Source organism: Xanthomonas graminis pv. graminis, assembly GCF_030168915.1.
In the GTDB taxonomy this organism is placed as follows: domain Bacteria; phylum Pseudomonadota; class Gammaproteobacteria; order Xanthomonadales; family Xanthomonadaceae; genus Xanthomonas_A; species Xanthomonas_A translucens.
On record NZ_CP076255.1, the window covers coordinates 1,895,137 to 1,913,525 of the forward strand.

General features: G+C 68.7%; 18 protein-coding genes. 9 read left to right on the forward strand and 9 right to left on the reverse strand.

Annotated features, from left to right (window positions below):
- Positions 1-59: 59 nt before the first annotated feature.
- From ccmE to ccmA, 5 genes are all read right to left on the reverse strand, one after another.
- On the reverse strand, positions 60-512 hold the full coding sequence (gene ccmE / locus KHF85_RS08245; RefSeq protein WP_284569201.1) for a cytochrome c maturation protein CcmE: 453 nt from the start codon (positions 510-512) through the stop codon (positions 60-62).
- The gene (locus tag KHF85_RS08250; RefSeq protein WP_009593097.1) at positions 509-682 is read right to left on the reverse strand and encodes a heme exporter protein CcmD; all 174 of its coding nucleotides are present in this window, start codon (positions 680-682) and stop codon (positions 509-511) included. The genes ccmE and KHF85_RS08250 overlap by 4 nt, the downstream gene beginning before the upstream one ends.
- The gene (gene ccmC, locus KHF85_RS08255) at positions 679-1,428 is read right to left on the reverse strand and encodes a heme ABC transporter permease CcmC (protein ID WP_009593098.1); all 750 of its coding nucleotides are present in this window, start codon (positions 1,426-1,428) and stop codon (positions 679-681) included. Before ccmC ends, KHF85_RS08250 begins: the two co-directional genes overlap by 4 nt.
- A gap of 105 nt (positions 1,429-1,533) precedes the next feature.
- Positions 1,534-2,229 (reverse strand): heme exporter protein CcmB, encoded by a 696-nt coding sequence (ccmB, locus tag KHF85_RS08260; protein ID WP_009593099.1) that lies wholly within the window; start codon positions 2,227-2,229, stop codon positions 1,534-1,536.
- A complete protein-coding gene (gene ccmA / locus KHF85_RS08265) occupies positions 2,226-2,873 on the reverse strand; it encodes a heme ABC exporter ATP-binding protein CcmA (RefSeq protein WP_108084912.1) in 648 nt (215 codons plus the stop codon). The genes ccmB and ccmA overlap by 4 nt, the downstream gene beginning before the upstream one ends.
- A gap of 219 nt (positions 2,874-3,092) precedes the next feature.
- Between ccmA and KHF85_RS08270 the strand changes: the two genes are divergently transcribed.
- From KHF85_RS08270 to KHF85_RS08280, 3 genes are all read left to right on the forward strand, one after another.
- Positions 3,093-4,241, forward strand: a complete 1,149-nt coding sequence (locus tag KHF85_RS08270; RefSeq protein ID WP_284569202.1) for a pyridoxal phosphate-dependent aminotransferase — start codon at positions 3,093-3,095, stop codon at positions 4,239-4,241.
- Positions 4,242-4,364: 123 nt separating this feature from the next.
- Positions 4,365-5,201 carry an amidohydrolase gene (locus KHF85_RS08275; RefSeq protein WP_284569203.1) on the forward strand — a complete coding sequence of 279 codons (837 nt, stop codon included), beginning with the start codon at positions 4,365-4,367 and terminating at the stop codon, positions 5,199-5,201.
- Positions 5,202-5,292: 91 nt separating this feature from the next.
- Positions 5,293-5,730, forward strand: coding sequence for a hypothetical protein (locus KHF85_RS08280; RefSeq protein WP_284569204.1), 438 nt, complete (start codon positions 5,293-5,295; stop codon positions 5,728-5,730).
- A gap of 83 nt (positions 5,731-5,813) precedes the next feature.
- On the opposite strand, the gene KHF85_RS08285 is transcribed toward KHF85_RS08280, so the two are convergent.
- A complete protein-coding gene (locus tag KHF85_RS08285) occupies positions 5,814-6,506 on the reverse strand; it encodes a hypothetical protein (RefSeq protein ID WP_284569205.1) in 693 nt (230 codons plus the stop codon).
- Between the two features lie 254 nt (positions 6,507-6,760).
- Between KHF85_RS08285 and KHF85_RS08290 the strand changes: the two genes are divergently transcribed.
- On the forward strand, positions 6,761-7,387 hold the full coding sequence (locus tag KHF85_RS08290) for a hypothetical protein (RefSeq protein ID WP_284569206.1): 627 nt from the start codon (positions 6,761-6,763) through the stop codon (positions 7,385-7,387).
- A 437-nt stretch (positions 7,388-7,824) separates the two neighbouring features.
- Here the strand turns inward: KHF85_RS08290 and KHF85_RS08295 are convergent, their stop codons facing one another.
- From KHF85_RS08295 to KHF85_RS08305, 3 genes are read right to left on the reverse strand one after another with little or no spacing between them, the layout of a single operon-like run.
- Complete coding sequence (locus KHF85_RS08295; protein ID WP_284569207.1) at positions 7,825-9,387, reverse strand: pseudouridine synthase; 1,563 nt, start codon at positions 9,385-9,387, stop codon at positions 7,825-7,827.
- Entirely contained in the window at positions 9,380-10,378 is a 999-nt protein-coding gene (scpB, locus tag KHF85_RS08300; protein WP_284569208.1) for an SMC-Scp complex subunit ScpB, read from the reverse strand. Before scpB ends, KHF85_RS08295 begins: the two co-directional genes overlap by 8 nt.
- A gap of 22 nt (positions 10,379-10,400) precedes the next feature.
- Positions 10,401-11,339: a segregation and condensation protein A gene (locus KHF85_RS08305; protein WP_003471766.1), complete on the reverse strand. Its 939-nt coding sequence runs from the start codon at positions 11,337-11,339 to the stop codon at positions 10,401-10,403.
- Between the two features lie 376 nt (positions 11,340-11,715).
- Between KHF85_RS08305 and KHF85_RS08310 the strand changes: the two genes are divergently transcribed.
- The 5 genes from KHF85_RS08310 (at position 11,716) to KHF85_RS08330 (ending at position 18,387) form a co-directional block, all read left to right on the forward strand.
- Positions 11,716-12,015, forward strand: coding sequence for a YciI family protein (locus KHF85_RS08310; RefSeq protein ID WP_003471764.1), 300 nt, complete (start codon positions 11,716-11,718; stop codon positions 12,013-12,015).
- Positions 12,012-12,311 (forward strand): BolA family protein, encoded by a 300-nt coding sequence (locus KHF85_RS08315; protein ID WP_081274893.1) that lies wholly within the window; start codon positions 12,012-12,014, stop codon positions 12,309-12,311. The genes KHF85_RS08310 and KHF85_RS08315 overlap by 4 nt, the downstream gene beginning before the upstream one ends.
- Positions 12,312-12,555: 244 nt before the next feature.
- Positions 12,556-13,569 (forward strand): LacI family DNA-binding transcriptional regulator, encoded by a 1,014-nt coding sequence (locus KHF85_RS08320; RefSeq protein ID WP_009593190.1) that lies wholly within the window; start codon positions 12,556-12,558, stop codon positions 13,567-13,569.
- A gap of 105 nt (positions 13,570-13,674) precedes the next feature.
- Positions 13,675-16,650, forward strand: coding sequence for a TonB-dependent receptor (locus tag KHF85_RS08325; protein ID WP_284569209.1), 2,976 nt, complete (start codon positions 13,675-13,677; stop codon positions 16,648-16,650).
- Positions 16,651-16,761: 111 nt separating this feature from the next.
- Positions 16,762-18,387 carry a glucoamylase family protein gene (locus tag KHF85_RS08330; RefSeq protein ID WP_284569210.1) on the forward strand — a complete coding sequence of 542 codons (1,626 nt, stop codon included), beginning with the start codon at positions 16,762-16,764 and terminating at the stop codon, positions 18,385-18,387.
- Positions 18,388-18,389 lie beyond the last annotated feature (2 nt).

Consider the following 18,389-nt stretch of genomic DNA (forward strand, 5'->3'; position numbering starts at 1 on the left):
TGGGCGTTGGCTGTTACGAGTCCCCAGTCCCGAGTCCCGAGTCCCGCAAAAAACTCCAGTCACCGCGCCGCCTCCGCCACATCGTGCTTGCGATGCGCACTACCCATCTTGTCTTCCAGTTCCTTGGGCATGTAGGTCTCGTCGTGCTTGGCCAGCACGTCCTCGGCCACGAACACGCCGTCGTGCATGCGGCCGGTGGCCACCACCGCCTGGCCTTCGCGGAACAGGTCGGGCAGGATCCGGTCGTAGCTGACGGTCAGCTGCGCGTCGCCGTCGGTGACCCGGAACCGCGCCAGTAGCGAGCCGGGCGCGCGCTGGAACGAGCCTTTCTCGACCATGCCGCCGAGGCGGAAGCGCGCGTGCTCGCCGGTCTGGCCGGCCAGCACTTCGGCCGGGGTGTACAGGTAGGCGGTATTGCGCTGCAGCGCCATCGCCACCAGCGTGGTGGTCAGGCCGGCGGCCAGCACCAGCACCATCAACAGCAGCAGGCGGCGCTTGCGCTGCGGGGTCATCGGCTCAGGTCCAGCGCGGCCGGGTCGGGCTTGGGCTGCTGCTTGCGCTGCGCGCGTAGCCGCGCCGCGCGCAGGGCGCCGCGCAGCTGCAGCCGCGCCAGCACGAAGTCGGCCAGCAGCACGCCGACGAACACCGCATAGGCGCCGATCACGTAGGGCAGGTAGTTCATCCGCGCGCCTCCGCCAGTTTCGCCACCCAGTCCTTGCCGGCCTCGCGGCGCAGGTTGTCGGCGCGCGCGCGCGCCAGCAGCGCGCCGGCGAACCAGAACTTGGTCGCCGCCACCATCAGCCACAGCGGCGGCAGCATGCTCGGGTCCATGCTCGACTGGCCGAACAGGCGGATGGTCTGGCCTTGGTGCAGCGAATTCCACCACACCACCGAATAGCGGATCACCGGCAGCAGCACCACGCCGACGATGGCCAGCAGCCCGGCGGCGCGCGCGGCGTTGCGGCGGTCCTCGATCGCCAGGTACAGGCCCATCACCCCGATGTACAGGAACAGCAGGATCAGTTCGGTGGTCAGGCGCGGGTCCCAGTCCCACCAGGCGCCCCACATCGGCTTGCCCCAGATGCTGCCGGTCAGCAGGGTGATCACGGTGAAGGCGGCGCCGATCGGCGCGCAGGCCATCGCCAGCACCTCGCACAGCTTGATCCGCCACACCTGCGCGATCGCCGCGTACAGCGCCATCAGCCCGAACACGAACAGGCTCATCCAGGCGCTGGGCACGTGGATGTAGAGGATGCGGAAGGCGTCGCTCTGCAGGCGGTCGGCCGGCACCACGAACAGCGCCTGCCAGATCCCCAGCCCGCCCAGCAGCAACGCGGCCAGGTAGCACCACGGCGTCCAGCGCGCGGCGAAGCGGTCGAAGGCGGGGGGCGAACCGAGTTGGTGGAACCAGCGGACGACGGAGGACATGCGGTCGATTCTAGCGGGCGGAGGGCTTGCGACGGTGCGGCGACAGCGCTTCAACAATAGACCAGATGGTACGGCGCGCGCCGCGCGGACGCGGCGCCGACACGCTCAGCTCAACGAGATCCGGATCGCCGCGGCCGCCGCCAGCGGCGCCAGCACCAGGCCCAGCACCAGCCCGGCCGCCAGCAGCAGCAGGCCGCCACCGGGGTCCAGGCCCTGCGCCGCGGCCGCCACGCTGCCGGCGCCAAACACCAGCACCGGCACGTACAGCGGCAGCGCCAGCAGCGCGACCAGGATCCCGGCGCGCTTCATGCTCACCGTCAGCGCCGCCACCACCGCGCCGATCAGGCTCAGCAGCGGCGTGCCCAGCGCCAACGATGCCAGCAGCACCGGCATGCGGTCATGCGGCAGGTGCAGCAATTCGCCGAGCAGCGGGGTGGCCACGATCAGCGGCAGCGCGGTGGTCAGCCAGTGCAGCAGCACCCGCACCAGCACCAGCCAGGCCAGCGGCACCGGCGCCAGCAGCCACTGTTCCAGCGAGCCGTCCTCGGCGTCGCCGCGGAACAGGCTGTCCAGCGCCAGCAGTCCGGCCAGCAGCGCGGCCAGCCACAGCGCGGCGCCGGCGACCTCGCCGAGCAGGCGCGGCTGGTTGCCCAGCGCCAGCGCGAACAGGGCCACGATCAGCAGCGCGAACAGCGCCGGCTGCAGCGCATCGCCACGCCGCCGCCACAGCAGGCGCAGGTCGCGCAGCAGCAGCGCGCGGGTGGCCTGCCACAACGAGGGCAGCGGTGCGGCCAGGCTCATGCGGCCACTCCGCTCAGGCTCAGCATGCGCGTGCGCACCGGCGGCGCGGCATAGGCGCCATGGGTGGTCACCAGCGCCGCGCCGCCGCTGCGCAGGTGCGCGGCGATCATCCGGTTGACCAGGGTGATGCCGTCCAGGTCGAGGTTGGCGTAGGGCTCGTCGAGCAGCCACAGCGGCGCCGGCGACAGCCACACCCGGGCCAGCGCCAGGCGCTTCTTCTGCCCGGCCGACAGCTGCCGCACCAGCGTGTCCTCGTAGCCGGCCAGGCCGACGATGGCCAGCGCGCTGCCCGGCATCTGCTTGGCGCGGCGGCCCTGCAGGCCGCACAGGTAGTGCAGGTTCTCCAGGGTGCTCAGGTCCGCCTTCAGCGCGCCCAGGTGGCCGAGGTAGGCCATGTAGCGCGCGCGGTCGCCGCGGCGCACCGGGCGGCTGTCGATCTCGATGCGTCCGGCCTCGGCACGCAGCAGCCCGACCAGCACCCGCAGCAGGGTGGTCTTGCCGGCGCCGTTGTCGCCCTGCACCAGCAGCGCCTCGCCCGCATCCAGATGGAAGTCCAGCGGACCGAACACGGCGGCGTCGTCGCGGGCGAAGGTGAGCCCGTGCGCGGCCAGCAGCGGCGGCGGGGAATGCAGCGGATCGGTCATCGGCGGAGTGCCGCGCCGGGACGGGCGCGGTGGCAGGCGGTGGGTGCGGGAGGCGCGCATTGTATCGGCATGCGGCCACCCGGCGCGGGCGCCGCCGCGGCGACGGCGGCGCCGGTGCCGCGGGGCTGCGTGAGGAACGCTGTTTTGCGCAGCGGCGACGCATCGCCGGCAAGCGGCTTTGCGTACACTCGACGCTTTCCCGCTCCCGTACCCGGACGCATGCACCCGCAGACCAAGCTGCCCAAGGTGGGCACCACCATCTTCTCCGTGATGTCGCAACTGGCCGCCGAGCACGGCGCGGTCAACCTGGGCCAGGGCTTTCCCGACTTCGCCGCACCGGCGCGGCTGATCGACACGCTGGCCCAGGCGATGCGCGACGGCCACAACCAGTATCCGCCGATGACCGGGGTGCCGGTGCTGCGCCAGGCGATCGCCGGCAAGGCGCTGCGCTGCTACGGCGCGCAGGTCGACCCCGATACCGAGGTGACCGTGACCAGCGGCGCCACCGAGGCGCTGTTCAACGCCATCCATGCGGTGGTGCGGCCGGGCGAGGAAGTGATCGTGCTGGATCCGGCCTACGACAGCTACGAGCCGGCGATCGACCTGGCCGGCGCGCGCGCGGTGCACGTGCCGCTGGACCCGCAGAGCTTCGCGGTGGACTGGGAGCGGGTACGCGCGGCGATCACCCCGCGCACGCGGCTGCTGATCCTCAACAGCCCGCACAACCCGTCCGGCGCGATGCTCGGCGCCGACGACCTGCAGGCGGTGGCCGACCTGCTGCGCGGCAGCGACATCTTGCTGATCTCCGACGAAGTCTACGAGCACATCGTGTTCGACGGCCGCCGCCACGAATCGGTGCTGCGCTGGCCGGAACTGCGCGAACGCGCGTTTGTGATTTCCAGCTTCGGCAAGACCTACCACTGCACCGGCTGGAAGATCGGCTACGCGATCGCGCCGCCGGCGCTGAGCGCCGAATTCCGCAAGGTCCACCAGTACAACACCTTCACCAGCTTCGGCCCGGCCCAGTACGCCTTCGCCGCGATGATCCGCGACGAGCCCGAGCACGACGAACAGCTCGGCGCGTTCTACCAGGCCAAGCGCGACCGCTTCCGCGAACAGCTGCTGGGCACCCGGCTGCAGCCATTGCCGGTGCCGGGTGGCTATTTCCAACTGGTGGACTATTCGGCCATCAGCGACCTGCCCGACACCGAGTTCGTGAAGTGGCTGACCATCGAGAAGGGCGTGGCCGCGATCCCGCTGTCGCCGTTCTACCAGACCCCGCCGCCCGGCCAGCGCCTGGCCCGGCTGTGCTTTGCCAAGAACGAAGCGACGCTGGATGCGGCGATCGAGCGATTGGTGCGGCTCTGATGCGCCGCACCGGGACTCGGGACTCGGGACTCGTAAAATCAAGAGCGTGAATCGGCGACGTCGCTTTTACGAGTCCCCAGTCCCGAGTCCCGAGTCCCGCCACCTCAGAACCGGACACTCTCCATGCACCCCATCGACCTCCGCATCTCCCTGATCCAAGGCGACACCCGCTGGCACGATCCGGCCGGCAATCGCGCGCACTACGCCGACCTGCTGGCGCCGCTGGCCGGGGCCACCGATCTGGTGATCCTGCCGGAGACCTTCACCAGCGGTTTCTCCAACGAGGCGCTGGACCAGGCCGAGGGCATGGACGGGCCGACCGTGGCTTGGATCCGCGAGCAGGCGGCGCGGCTGGGAGCGGCGGTGACCGGCAGCGTGCAGTTGCGCGTACCCGGCGAGGACGGCGTCGCGAAGGTGTTCAACCGCCTGCTGTGGGCAACGCCCGACGGCGCACTGCAGCACTACGACAAGCGCCACCTGTTCCGCTACGCCAACGAGCACCAGCGCTATGCTGCCGGGCGCGAGCGGCTGTGCGTGGACTGGAAGGGCTGGCGGATCAATCCGCAGGTCTGCTACGACCTGCGCTTCCCGGTGTTCTGCCGCAACCGCTACGACGTCGAGCGCCCCGGCGAGCTGGATTTCGACCTGCAGATCTTCGTCGCCAACTGGCCGTCGGCGCGCGCCCACCCGTGGCGCACCCTGCTGCGCGCGCGCGCGATCGAGAACCTGTGCTTCGTGGCCGCGGTCAACCGGGTGGGTGAAGACGGCAATGGCCTGCACTATGCCGGCGACAGCGCGGTCATCGACTTCCTCGGCCAGCCGCAGCTGGAGATCCGCGAGCGCGAGCAGGTGGCCACCACCACGATCTCGGCGGCGGCGCTGGCCGCGCACCGCGCGCGCTTCCCGGCCATGCTCGACGCCGACGCCTTCAGCCTCGGCGCGGCCAACGCCGATCGCTGAACGGTGCCGTGCCGGAGGCGGTTTTCACCACGCTGCCGTGCGCGGCGCGCTGCTACGCTCGGCGCGGTTTTCCCATCCACGGAGCGTCGCCATGTACAACAAACTGTTGACCACCGCCGCGCTGCTCGCCGGCATCGCCTTCATGCCGCAGGCGCATGCCGCCGGCAACATCGATTGCCAGCTGCGCTTCAACCTGTCCGGCTGGTCGGTGTTCTACAAGACCGCCACCGGTACCGGCACCATCACCTGCGACAACGGCGCCAAGATCCCGGTCAAGATCAGCGCCAAGGGCGGCGGCCTGAGCGTGGGCAAGTCGAAGATCGTCGACGGCCGCGGCCGCTTCACCGGCGCCTACACCCTCAACGACCTGTTCGGCACCTATGCGGTGGCCGAGGCGCATGCCGGCGCGGTCAAGTCCTCCGATGCGCAGGTGATGACCAAGGGCGATATCTCGCTGGCCCTGGCCGGCACCGGCAAGGGCTGGGACCTGGGTGTGGCGGTCGGCGGTTTCACCATCGAGCGGCGCTGAGCCGCGCGTCGCCGTCTGCGATCGCAGCGGCGCCAGGGGGCGCTGCGGCTTCCCGAGGGAGGCTGCAGCGCCGGCAGGTCCGCTCACTGCTGAGCGAACACCCAGGCCAGCTGGCCGCGCACCGGTTCCTTGGTGGCCAGGGTCTGCTTGTACAGCGTACGCGCGGCCCAGCAGGCGTCTTCGTCGCTGGCCTGCGCCATCTGCGGCAGCACCTTCAGCAGGCGCTGCTGCTGGTCCGGCGGCAAGGACGTGATCAACGTGTTCATCGCCGCTTGCACGTCGGCCGGCGCCACGGTTTGCGGCGGCTTGTTGCTCAGCTGCGCGTCGGTGGCCTTGAGCGAAATGTCGAACCATTGATCGATCTGCGCCGGCGGCAGCGCTTCCAGTCCCTGCAGCATGGCCGCGCTCATCGCCTGCGCGTCGCGCGGATCGCCGCCGCGGGCCAGCACCGCGCACTTGGCGGCGTCCACTTTGTCGCTGGCCGCCGCCAGGATTTCCAGGCGCTGTTCCAGCGTCGCGTGATCGAGCCGGGCGATGCCCTTCTGCGCCAGTTCGAAGCCGGCGCGCTGCGCCTGCGTCTTGTCGCCCTTGCCGAGCAGCGCGACATAACGCGGATCGTTGACCAGCTTGCGCAGCATGCGGTCGAACGGCTCATGCAGCGGCGAACTCTTGGGGTAGGGGTTCTGCGCGGCGGCGACTTCTTCCTGCACTTTCTTGCACGCGCCCAGGCTCAGCACGGCGGCGATCAACAGGGGCAGCAGTATCTTCCGTGACATGGAATCTCCCGATAGGTAGAGGCGCCGCCGCGAAAGTGGGCAGCTCAGGATGTGCAGGATATCGGCTTCGCCGGCTTTGCGCATCGGCGCCTCGGGAATGCGGCCATGCGCGGATGCCGCAGCGGACCTTCACGCCATGTCCCACCTGTGCGGACGCAGACCGGTCGAACGCTGGTTCGTCGCCCGTCGCTTGCGTGGCAAGATCGCCACCGACATCCTGCGTATGCGCATGCTGCAGGCAGGAGAGGCGATCGATGGGCAGGATCGGGCTGGCTATTGTGTTCATGGCGCTGCTGTCGGCGCGCGAGGCGTCCGCAGCCGGGCAGGGCAGGCAAGCCTGCGAGATCGACAGGCCCGGGCTGCTGGCCTTGGATCGGCAACAGTTCGATCAGGACGTGCGCGGTGCCGGCGGCGGTTGGCGCGCCGTAGCGGCGCGTCCCGGCTGCGAAACCGCCGCGGCCGATCTGGTCCGCGACTACAGGAGGGCGCATCCCGACGACCCGGGCCTTCTCTATTGGCATGAGGGACAGCTGCGCGCGTTCGCCGGCGACTATCCCGCCGCGATGGCGCTGATGCAGGCGTCCAAGAAGCCTGCGCCGCAGGACCCTACCGGATGGAATCCCTACGTCGATGCGACGATGGCCTTCCTCGCCCACGACAAGAAGGGCCTGGCGGCGGCAAAGAAGGCGCTGGACGCGCTGCCGCCGTCGCCGGACCTGCCGCCGTTGCAGGACGGCGTCATCGCACTGCCGATGCAGGACGGGCAGGTGATCAAGATGCGCTGGCCGCCGAATGCGGACGTCGTCGAAGGGCTGGCGCGGTGCATGGAAAAATCCTATGCCGTGGCGTACAGCCAGGAATGCCGGCCAGGCTCGCCTTAGGGAGCGGCATCCAGCCACGAGCGGATCGCGCCACGCTCGCGCGTGCATGCGGCAAGGCCAGTAAAGGAGCCAGATGTTGTCCGTGCCAGAACGCCGAGACGGCAGCGCGCACGCGCAACAGCGACGTTGAGGGTCGGGCCGCCGGCCGCCGGCCGACACCGCGCGGCTCGATGACCCGACCGCCAGTCGGGCGCTGCCAGGCAGCGCCGGCCGGCGACCCGACAGCGTCAGCGACTGACTCGGGAATCGACGCCATACCTTGGCCGGCGGTACCGCGGCGCGCGTCTGCGTCGGCATCGCCTGTGCCATCTCCCGCTGACCAGCGAGGACATCCTGCAGCGCCTGCCGCTGCTGCGCCCAGCAAAAAGGGCGCCGCATGCGCAGGCGCCCTTGGTCTTGGCTGCTGCGGCCGGCAACGGGTGCCGGCCGCGGGGTGTTCAGCCGCCGCCGCGCGGGCCGCGGTTGCCACCGCCGCCGGGGCGACCGCCGCCGGGGCGATTGCCGGCCGGACGACCACCGGGGCCACCGGGACCGCCCGGGCCGCGCTTCTGCCCGTCGGCCCGCGGGCCGGCCGGACGCGCCGAGCGCGGTGCGGCGCCGTACGGGCTGAAACCGGGGTTGGCATGGTCGGACGGGAAGCTGGGCGCATTGCCCGGATGCCCGTACGGGTGCGCCTTGCGCTGGCCTTGTCCCTGACCCTGGCCGCCGCGGCCCTGGCCTGCGCCCTGGCCGGCACCGGCGCTGCCGGGGCGCGGCTTGCCGTAGGGACGGCCCTGGCCTTGGCCCTGCCCCGGGCCACGCGCGGCGGCGGGACCGGCATTGCGGTGGCCGGTCGGGCCGGTGCTGACGCCGTCGGGCACGTACCAGGTGCGGAACGCGGCGGGGTTGCCGTCCGGCAGCGGCTTGGGGCCCTTCGGGGTGCGCTGCTTGAACGGCTTCTGCGCCTGCTGGGCGGCCATCTCGCCGCTGACGGTCAGCCCGCCGTGCGGCTTCTTGCCGCCGCGGCCGCGGCCGCGGTCCTCGCGGAAGTTGTCGAAGCGGCGCAGCTCGCGGCCTTCGTCGGCGACGTTGTGGCCGTTGACGTAGGCATTGCCGCCGCGGCCGACCTGCACGGTGGCCTTGGCCGCCTTGCGCTGGCCGATCACCGGCTGCAGGGTCAGCGCCGACGGGGTGCCTTCTTCCAGGTTCAGTTCGGCGCGCAGCGCCTCGACCTTGTCCTGCGCCAGTTCCAGCGACTGCCCGCGCAGCAGTTCGCGCGGCAGGCCGACCTTGCCGTAGCGGGTGCGCTTGAGGCGGCTGACCTGGCAGCCCTGCGATTCCCACAGCCGGCGCACTTCGCGGTTGCGACCTTCCTTGACCACCACCCGGAACCAGTCGTGCGAGTCGGTGCCGCCGATGCGTTCGATCTCGTCGAACTTTGCGCTGCCGTCTTCCAGCAGCACGCCGCGCGAGAGGCGCTCGACCATGCTGTCGGGCACATTGTCCTCGCCTTCCGGGGCGCGCACGCGCACCACGTACTCGCGTTCGATCTCGTAGGACGGATGCATCATCGCGTTGGCCATCTCGCCATCGGTGGTCAGCAGCAGCAGGCCGGTGGTGTTGATGTCCAGGCGGCCGATCGCGATCCAGCGCGCGCCCTTCAGTGCCGGCAGCGCCTCGAAGATGGTCGGGCGGCCTTCCGGGTCTTCGCGCGTGGTCACTTCGCCTTCGGGCTTGTTGTAGATCAGCACGCGTGCCGGCTCGGTCAGCGCGCTGGCGACGAAGCTGCGGCCGTCCAGCTCGATCCGGTCCCCGCTCTTGACCGACATGCCGGTCTGCGCGACTTCGCCGTTGACCTTGACCAGGCCGTCGGCGATGCGCTGCTCCAGCGCGCGGCGCGATCCCAGCCCGGCCTGGGCCAGGACCTTGTGCAGGCGTTCTTCCAGTTTCGGCTGCTCGCCGGCGGTATCGCGCTTGAGCGAGAGCTTGTTCAACGACAGCTTGCGGGAGGTGTCACTCATTTACTTGGCTCCGGCCGGCGCGGGGGGCGTCGGCCTGTGGTTCGGAATCGGCATCGTCAACAGCCACGGTCGTCGTCGCGACGGCGTTGTCTTCGGCTTCGTTCGCATCCGCCGCGCGCTCTCCCGGCGCGGCTTCGGGTTCGCCCGTCGGGGCGGTGTCGGGAGACGAGGCATCGGCCGTGGTGGCGTCTGCATCGGTGTCGCGTTCGGTGTGGTTATCGCTGGGTGCGGCGGCCGTGGCGTCCGCAGCGTGGGCAGCAGCTGCGCTGTCGCCGTCGGCCTGCGCTGCGTCCGAATCGGATGCCGTCTCCAGATCGGATGTGGCGTCGTCGTCGCTCGCCGCGGCGGGCGGCGCGTCGGCTGCGTCGGCATCAGCTGCCGGCTTGTCCACGTCCGCGCCGGCCTGGGCCAGGTCGCCGACCGGCAGGGTGTCGCGGTCCAGCTGCAGTTGCGGTTCCAGTTCGCCGATGTCCTTCAGTTCCGACAGCGGCGGCAGTTCGTCCAGGCGCTTGAGCCCGAAGTAGTCGAGGAAGCCCTTGGTGGTGCCGAACAGCGCCGGCTTGCCGGGCACGTCGCGGTGGCCGACCACGCGGATCCACTCGCGCTCTTCCAGCGCCTGGATGATGTTGCTGCTGACCGCCACGCCGCGCACCTGCTCGATCTCGCCGCGGGTGATCGGCTGGCGGTAGGCGATCAGCGCCAGGGTTTCCAGCGTGGCGCGGGTGTAGCGGGTCTTGCGTTCGGTCCACAGCCGCGCCACCCACGGGTGCACCTCGCTGTTGACCTGGTAGCGGAAGCCCGAGGCCACTTCCACCAGTTCCACGCCGCGCCCGGCGCAGGCCTCGCGCAATTGCTCCAGCGCCCGCTCGATGCTGCCCGGCGGCGCCGGCTCGTCCTCGGGGAACAGGCCGTGCAGCTGCGCCAGCGGCAGCGGTTGGTTGGCGGCGAGCAGGGCGGCCTCGACGATGCGGTTGATCAGCGCTTGATCCATGCGGAAGGGGGTCTTCGAAAACTCAGGTAGGGTCGTTGGCGGCGTCGGTATCGTCGAACTCGCTGTTGAACTGCAGCGGTTCGTTGGTGTTGCCCAGCGCCAGCGACTTGACGTAGATCGGCGCCAGCGGCAGCCGTTCGCCATTGCGAACGGCCTGCTCCATCGGCTCCTGGACGATGTCCAGCAGCTGTTCCTTGGCCAGTTCCAGCAAGGCCAGGAAGGTGACCAGCACGCCCAGCTTGCCTTCCTCGGCGCTGAACAGCGATTCGAAACGGTAGAATCGGCCGTCGTCCAGCCGGCTCAGCACATCGCCCATCCGCTGCCGTACGCTCAGCGCTTCGCGCTTGATCGCGTGGCCGCTGAACAGTTCGGCACGCTTGAGCACGTCGTACAGCGCCAGCAGCATTTCCTTCAGCTCCACCGGCGGCGGCAGCTTCACCGCGGCGCGGTCCGGCACGTGCGCCTGCACTGGCGTGGTGTCACGGTCCTGCCGCGGCAGCGCGTCGATGTCCTCCGCGGCCTGCTTGAAGCGTTCGTACTCCTGCAAGCGGCGGACCAGTTCGGCGCGCGGATCGGCTTCCTCGCCTTCCTGCGCCGGCGGCCGCGGCAGCAGCATCCGCGACTTGATCTCGGCCAGAATCGCGGCCATCACCAGGTATTCGGCCGCCAGTTCGAAGCGCAGCTCCTGCATCACGTTGATGTAGTCCACGTACTGCCGGGTGATCTCGGCGACGGGGATGTCCAGGATGTCCAGGTTCTGCCGGCGGATCAGGTACAGCAGCAGGTCGAGCGGGCCTTCGAACGCATCCAGGATCACTTCCAGCGCGTCCGGCGGGATGTACAGGTCCTGCGGGATCTGCAGGACCGGTTGCCCATGCACCACCGCCAGCGGCATTTCCTGCTGCTGTGGCGCGGTCGGCTGGATTGGCGGGTTCGCGTCGAGCGCGAGTTCGGAGGTCATCAGTTGGAGATCAGGGACATCAGGTGTTGCGGTAGCGAAGGGCCGGGCAGGGGCGATCCGGCGCGGCGCCTTGCCTGCAGGACTACGGTTGCATGTCGCGTCATCCCCGCAACGCGAGCCACACACACTTCAACAGGGCACAAGGCATACGCCGCACGAGTCGCGGCGATGGAACAGCTTGAGGAGGACGTCTGCGCGGGCGGTGTCGGGCAGCGAATCGGTCGTCGGAAGGGGCTGGGGGAGCCAATCACCGACGGGCCGCTGCATCCGGCCGCGTGCAATGGACCCAAGGGTAATGCGCCAGCCGGGTCGGTGTCCAGCGCCGTGGCGCTAGAATTGTGCGGGGTTCATCTGCGAAACGAAGGGCGGTGGCGGTATGTGGTATGTGATCGAAGGATACGACGGCGCCGATGCGCTGCCGCGGCGGGCGGCGGCGCGGCCGGCGCACCTGGCCCGGCTGGAGGCATTGCAGCAGGCCGGACGCCTGCTGCTGGCCGGTCCGTGCCCGGCGATCGACGCCGAGGATCCGGGTCCGGCCGGCTACAGCGGCAGCCTGGTGGTGGCGGCGTTCGATTCGCTGGCGCAGGCCCGGGCCTGGGCCGAGGCCGATCCGTACGTGGCCGCGGGTGTTTACGCGCGGGTCGAGGTGCGGCCGTTCCGGAAGACCTTACCGTGAGCGGGCCTGCCGTGAGCGAGACGGCCGCGGGCCGGGTCGAACGCATCCGCGCCGCGCTCCAGGCCGCGTTCGCGCCGCAGGCGCTGGAGGTCGAGGACGACAGCCATCGCCATGCCGGCCATGCCGGCGCGCGCGACGGGCGCGGCCATTTCAATGTGCGCATCGTCAGCGCCGCGTTCGCCGGCATGGCGCCGCTGGCCCGGCACCGCGCGGTCTATGCCGTGCTCGGCGCGATGATGCAGAGCGACATCCATGCGCTGTCGATCCGTGCCGAGGCGCCGCGCGAGGTTGCCTGATTTACCGCGCAGGTCGCGCGTGGCCGCTCGCCACGGGGCCAGGCGATGCCGCGGTAGCCAGGAAAAACGGAATCCACAGCGACATTATGCTGCGACGCGGCATGATTCCGGCGATTTTGCGATGAATCAAGTGGTTGAATTGAAAGGTTTTTATTGAAAAACTAACAAAACACTTCTGCCCTGTCCTGAAAACGATTACAGTCCGCGCCAGTTTCTCAATGTCTCGGCCGCGGAGGGCGGCACGATGGCGAAGAGCGCGATCACCATCAAAGATGTCGCACGCGAGGCCCGGGTATCCGTGGCCACGGTGTCGCGTGCGCTCAACGGGCACGAGAACGTCGCCGAGCCGGTGCGCAAGCTGGTGCTGGAAGTGGCCGAGCGCCTGCGCTACACCCCGCATGCGGCCGCGCGCAGCCTCAGCAGCCGCCGCACCCAGACCCTGGGCGTGGTGCTGCCGGACCTGTACGGCGAGTTCTTCTCCGAATTGATCCGCGGCATCGACGGTGCCGCGCGCGCGCGCCGCCAGCACCTGCTGGTGTCCAGCTACCACGGCGATCCGGAAGAGCAGGGCCGCGCGCTGCGCGCGATGCGCGGGCGCGTGGACGGCCTGCTGGTGCTGTCGCCGTATGCCGAGCGGCCCGGCTTCCTCACCGACAACCTGCCGCAGGCGCTGCCGACGGTGCTGATCAACACCCATCTGCCCGGCGCCGAGTATCCGGTGCTGAGCATCGACGACCATGCCGGCGCGGTGGCGATGACCGAGCACCTGCTGGCGATGGGCCACCGCCGCATCGCCTTCGTCGGCGGTCCGGAACTGAACTTCGATGCGCGCGAACGCCTGCGCGGATTCCGCGACGCGATCGCCGCGCATCCGGGCCAGGCGCAGGGCCAGGAATTTCCCGGCCAGTTCGACGAAGCCTCCGGCCATCGCGCCGGGCAGGCGCTGCTGCAGGCCGGCCCGCTGCCCGACGCGGTGTTCGCCGCCAACGACATGACCGCGCTCGGCTGCCTGTACGCCTTCGCCCAGGCCGGCGTGCGCGTGCCCGACGAGGTCGCCCTGGCCGGTTTCGACGACATTCCGCTGGCGCGCTTCGTTCACCCCTCTCTCACCACCATGCGGGTCAGCATCGCCGGGCTTGGCGAGCAGGCGCTGCGCCGCCTGCTGCAGTTGATCGACCACCCCGGCACCGACGACATGCAGCGCCAGACCCTGGTTCCGGAACTGGTCGTGCGCGATTCCAGCATGCCCCGTTCCTAGCGGCGCCGCTGTCCGCGTCGCAGCTGTCTTGTTTCGCTTTGTCCGTATCCCAAGCACCACTCAGCACCCATAACGAGCACTGCCATTCCTGGAGGGAAGCACCACATGAAGCACCCACGACGTTCCGCGCGGCCCGCACCCAAGCTGTTGAGTTGCGCTCTGGCCAGTTGTCTGCTGCTTGGCGCCGCACCGGCGCTCGCGCAGAGCACCGGCGGCACCATCCGTGGCCAGGTCATGGTCGACTCCGCGCCCGCCACCGCGGCGCAGGTCACCGCCACCAACCTGGCCACCGGCCTGACCCGCAGCGTGCAGGCCAACAACGGGGTGTACGCCGTTGGCGGCCTGCCGCCGGGCTCCTACCGGATCGACGTCACCGCCAATGGCCGGACCACCTCGCAGAACGTCACCGTGCAGGTCGGCCAGGTGGCGACGCTGAACCTGGGGGTGGGCGGCGAGGCGGCCAGCGCGACCGCCGGCGACGCCACCACGCTCGGCGCGGTCAACGTCACCGCGCCGGCACTGGTGGAAACCCGTACCTCGGAGAATGCCACCTATATCTCCAACAAGCTTATCGAGTCGCTGCCGCGCGCGACGCGCAACTTCCTGGAACTGGCCGATACCGTGCCGGGCGTGCAGTTCAGCCGCGACGGCCAGGGCAACACGACGATGCGCTCCGGCGCCACCTCGGCCAACGGCACCAACGTCTTCATCGACGGAGTCAGCCAGAAGAACTACGTGCTCACCGGCGGCGTCAGCGGTCAGGACTCCAGCCGCGGCAACCCGTTCCCGCAGTCGGCGATCGGCGAGTACAAGGTCATCACCTCCAATTACAAGGCCGAGTTCGACCAGCTCAGCAGCGCCGCGGTGGTCGCGGCCACGCGCTCGGGCGGCAACACCTTCGAGGGCAGCTTCTTCTGGGACTACACCAACGACAAGTGGCGCAAGCCCAGCCCGCTGGAAGAACGCGACGGCAAGCGCGACGAGTTCAAGGAAGAGCAGTACGGCGCCACCTTCAGCGGCCCGATCCTCAAGGACGTGGCGCACTTCTTCGTTGCCTACGAGGCCAAGGAATACGTGACCCCGGGCGTGGTCCAGGCCGGTTCGATCTATCGCGACCGTGTCGACGAACTGCCGGCCAACCTGCAGTCGCAGATCGGCACCTATCCGCAGCCCTTCAAGGAAGACCTGTACTTCGGCAAGCTCGACTGGACCATCGGCCAGAACCACTACTTCGAGCTCAGCGGCAAGTATCGCAAGGAAAGCTCGATCGACGGCATCGACGGCACCGACGCTGCGTCGTATGCGACCGATACCTACCAGGAAGACAAGCGCGCAGATCTGCGCTACCAGTTCACCTACGGTCGCATCATCAACGATGCGCACGTGACCTATGAGAATTCCTTCGTCAATCCGCAGTCGGTCAACGGCGGACTCGGCTACAACCTGATGTACTACCCGGCCGACGGCAATCCGGACACCATCCTCAGCGTCGGCGCCGGCTCCAACTACCAGCGCAAGGGCCAGAAGGGCGTGGGCCTGCAGGACGACCTGACCATCCAGGACCTGCAGTGGCACGGCACCCACACGCTGAAGATGGGCGTGAAGTACAAGGACGTGGAACTCAACACGCTGCAGCAGATCCCGTACAACCCGCAGTTCTACTACAACATCCTGACCAGCACCCAGATTCCCTACCAGGTGCAGTTCGGAGATGCGGTCGCCGGCACCAGCGGCGGCAACGCCATCTCCAAGAATAAGCAGTACGGCATCTACCTGCAGGACGATTGGGAGGTCGACGAACACCTGACCCTGAATCTGGGCGTGCGCTGGGACTACGAGAAGACCCCGTCGTTCCTGAACTTCCAGACCCCCGGCGACGTCAGCTCGGCGCTGTTGAACTGGAGCAACCTGGACAACGCCGACTACAACATCCGCAACTACATCAGCACCGGCAACAACCGCAAGGCGTTCAAGGATGCCTGGCAGCCGCGACTGGGCTTTTCCTACGATCTGGCGGGCGACCAGCGCCACGTGATCTTCGGCGGCGCCGGCCGTGCCTACGACCGCAACATCTTCGACCACCTGTCGCTGGAGCAGCTCAACGGCAGCTTCCGTTCCTACACCTACTACTTCCAGTCGGCAGCCAATCCATGCCGCGGCCAGCCATGCCTGGGCTGGGATCCGGCGTACCTGGATCCGGCTGCGTTGCAGGCGCTGGTGGCCGGCGGTGGCGCCGGCAGCGGCCGCGAGATCTACCTGATCGACAACGACATCAAGACCCCGTACTCGGACCAGTTCAGCCTGGGCATGCGCAATGCGGTCGATCTGTGGGGCAATCAGTGGAACACCGAAGTGACGCTGTCGCACATCGCCAGCCATGACGGCTTCGCGTTCATGCTCGGCAACCGCCGCGCCGACGGTTCGTTTTTCGCCCCCGGCACCCTCTATGGCGCGCCGTTCGGCGAAGGCCCGGACGGCTTCGGCAGCGTGCTGCTCGGCACCAATGCGCTGGAGACGCGCAACGATTCCCTCGGGCTGAAGATCGACAAGCCGTACACCGCCAAATCCGGCTGGGGCATGACCGTGGCCTACACCTTCAGCAATGCCAAGGAGAACCGCAAGTTCGGCGAGCACTATTCGCTCGACTACCCGAGCATCGGTGGCTACGGCTGGCACCAGGCCGCCGGCGTGCCCAAGCATCGCCTGGTCGCCACTGCGATCTACGATCTGCCGTGGGACATCACCCTGTCCGGCAAGCTGACCCTGTCCACGCCCACGCCGTTTTACGGCACCAACTGCCTGGCCGGCAACGACCAGTGCGCCATCATCGAGTTCACCCCGGACCGCAGCATCGGCTACAAGGACCTGAGCCTGACCTTGAACAAGCAGTGGGATACCGGCAGCAACGTCAAGTTCAACGTCCGTGCCGATGTGCTCAATGTGTTCAACTGGATCAACTACAACTCCTACGGCGCCAATACCGGGACCGCCACCGATCCGGACACCGCGTATGGCACCACCGATTATCAGATCTATGGTCAGATGCGCACGTTCCGGCTGTCGTTCGGCCTGAATTGGTAAGCGGCGACATCAAGGCCGCCCCGGAAGCTTCCGGGGCGGCCGCAGCAGCAGGTCCTGGAATGGGATAGTTTCAACCGCGCATGTAAGCGATTTCACAGGGGTGTCGAAAGCATGAAACCGGGCAGCGTCGCACGCTCACCATTGGTCCTGCTGCTGCTGGCGGCGGCAACGCTGCTGGCATCGTGCAAGAAACCCGAGGAGCCCTCCGTTGCGGACAAGAAGCCGGTAAAAGTGATCCTGATCGAAGCCGAACTGCCCCCCAAGCTGGTCAAACCCGAATTGCCGCCGCTGTTCGACGACATCGAACGGCGCACCTTCCAGTTCTTCTGGGACACCACCAACGAGCAGAACGGCATGGCGGTGGACCGCTACCCGTCGCGCCCGTTCGCCAGCATCGCCTCGGTCGGTTTCGCGCTCACCGTCTATCCGATCGGTTACGAGAACGGCTGGATCAGCCGCGAGCAGGCAGTGCAGCGCACCCTGACCACGCTGCGTTTCCTGCGCGACGTGCCGGTCGGCCCGCAGCGCACCGGCCGCGCCGGTTACAAGGGCTTCTATTACCACTTCCTGGACATGCAGAAAGGCCTGCGCTACGACCAGTGGGTGGAGCTGTCGAGCGTGGACACCGCGCTGCTGATGATGGGCGTGCTGTTCGCGCAGTCCTACTACGAGGGCGACAGCGCCGACGAAAAGGAAATCCGCCAGATCGCCGACACGCTGTATCGGCGCGTGGACTGGAAGTGGATGCAGCAGCGCACGCCGCTGATCACGATGGGCTGGTACCCCGAGCGTGGCTTCATCCAGCACGACTGGATGGGCTACAACGAAGGCATGATGGTCTACCTGCTGGCGCTGGGCTCGCCGACCCATCCGGTGGAACCGGATGCGTGGCAGGAGTGGACGCGCACCTACAACAAGGACTGGGGCGTGTACTACGGCCAGGAATACCTGGCGTTCGGGCCCTTGTTCGCGCACCAGTACAACCACGTCTGGATCGACTTCCGCGACATCCAGGACCAGTACATGCGCGAGCACGGCATCGACTACTTCCTCAACAGCCGCCGCGCCACGCTCGCGCAGCGCGAGTACGCCATCGACAACCCGATGAAGTGGAAGGAGTACGGCGAGAACGTGTGGGGCCTGACCGCCAGCGACGGCCCGCAGAACACCACCCAGGACTACCGCGGCGAACCACGCCAGTTCTTCCATTACCGCACCCGCGGCGCCGGCTTGTTCGAAGCCTTCGACGACGGCACCATCGCGCCGACCGCAACGGTGTCCTCGATCGTGTTCGCGCCGGAGGTGGTGATCCCGGCGACGCAGGAGATGCACAAGCGCTTCGGCGACTACATCTATTCCAGCTATGGTTTCCTGGATTCGTTCAATCCCAGCTTCAACTACGATATCCCGCTCAAGACCGGGCGCATGCTGCCCAACCGCGGCTGGGTCGCAGGCGACTACATCGGCATCGACCAGGGCGCGATCGTCACCATGATCGCCAACTACCGCAACGAGTTCGTGTGGAACGTGATGAAGAAGAACAAGTACCTGCGTGCCGGCCTGGAGCGCGCCGGCTTCAGCGGCGGCTGGCTGACCCCGGAAGGCGAGGCCCCGCCGGTGCCGAAGAAGGACGAGCAGGCCGCCACGGCCCGCGCGCTGGGCATCGCCGAGTCGCGTGCCGCCTCCGCCGAGGCGCAGCCCAATCCCGCGCAACGCCAACCGCAGAATCCGCAATGAGC